This window comes from Alteromonas gilva (assembly GCF_028595265.1).
Classification (GTDB): domain Bacteria; phylum Pseudomonadota; class Gammaproteobacteria; order Enterobacterales; family Alteromonadaceae; genus Alteromonas; species Alteromonas gilva.
On sequence record NZ_JAQQXP010000006.1, the window covers coordinates 1,692 to 3,031 of the forward strand.

The following is a 1,340-nucleotide window of genomic DNA, read 5'->3' on the forward strand; positions in this document are numbered from 1 at the left end:
AACCGTACCCCAAACCGACACAGGTGGTCAGGTAGAGAATACTAAGGCGCTTGAGAGAACTCGGGTGAAGGAACTCGGCAAAATTGTACCGTAACTTCGGGAGAAGGTACGCCCCTGATGGTGAACGCTTTACGCGGTAAGCTGTCGGGGGCCGCAGTGACCAGGTGGCTGGGACTGTTTATTAAAAACACAGCACTCTGCAAACTCGAAAGAGGACGTATAGGGTGTGACACCTGCCCGGTGCCGGAAGGTTAATTGATGGGGTTATCTTCGGAGAAGCTCTTGATCGAAGCCCCGGTAAACGGCGGCCGTAACTATAACGGTCCTAAGGTAGCGAAATTCCTTGTCGGGTAAGTTCCGACCTGCACGAATGGTGTAACCATGGCCACGCTGTCTCCACCCGAGACTCAGTGAAATTGAAATCGCAGTGAAGATGCTGTGTACCCGCACCTAGACGGAAAGACCCCGTGAACCTTTACTACAGCTTGGCACTGAACATTGAACCTACATGTGTAGGATAGGTGGGAGGCTTCGAAGCATTGTCGCCAGATGATGTGGAGCCGTCCTTGAAATACCACCCTTGTATGTTTGATGTTCTAACGTTGGCCCCTTATCGGGGTTGCGGACAGTGTCTGGTGGGTAGTTTGACTGGGGCGGTCTCCTCCCAAATAGTAACGGAGGAGCACGAAGGTTAGCTAATCACGGTCGGACATCGTGAGGTTAGTGCAATGGCATAAGCTAGCTTAACTGCGAGACAGACACGTCGAGCAGGTACGAAAGTAGGTCATAGTGATCCGGTGGTTCTGTATGGAAGGGCCATCGCTCAACGGATAAAAGGTACTCCGGGGATAACAGGCTGATACCGCCCAAGAGTTCATATCGACGGCGGTGTTTGGCACCTCGATGTCGGCTCATCACATCCTGGGGCTGAAGTCGGTCCCAAGGGTATGGCTGTTCGCCATTTAAAGTGGTACGCGAGCTGGGTTTAGAACGTCGTGAGACAGTTCGGTCCCTATCTGGTGTGGGCGTTGGATGATTGAGGGGAGCTGCTCCTAGTACGAGAGGACCGGAGTGGACGAACCGCTGGTGTTCGGGTTGTTTTGCCAAAGGCATTGCCCGGTAGCCAAGTTCGGAATCGATAACCGCTGAAAGCATCTAAGCGGGAAGCGAGCCCCAAGATGAGTCATCCCTGAGCTTTAAGCTCTGGAAGGGTTGTTGTAGACTACAACGTTGATAGGCAGGGTGTGGAAGCGTTGCAAGGCGTTAAGCTAACCTGTACTAATTGCCCGAGAGGCTTAACCATACAACGCCTAAATGGCTTTACATTTAGATGTTGATGG

Annotated in this window: 1 rRNA gene (only partly in view); it reads left to right on the forward strand. The window is 52.4% G+C overall.

The window, feature by feature from the left end:
- Positions 1-1,303 (forward strand): 23S ribosomal RNA (locus OIK42_RS20360) (it extends 1,664 nt beyond the left edge of the window).
- Positions 1,304-1,340 lie beyond the last annotated feature (37 nt).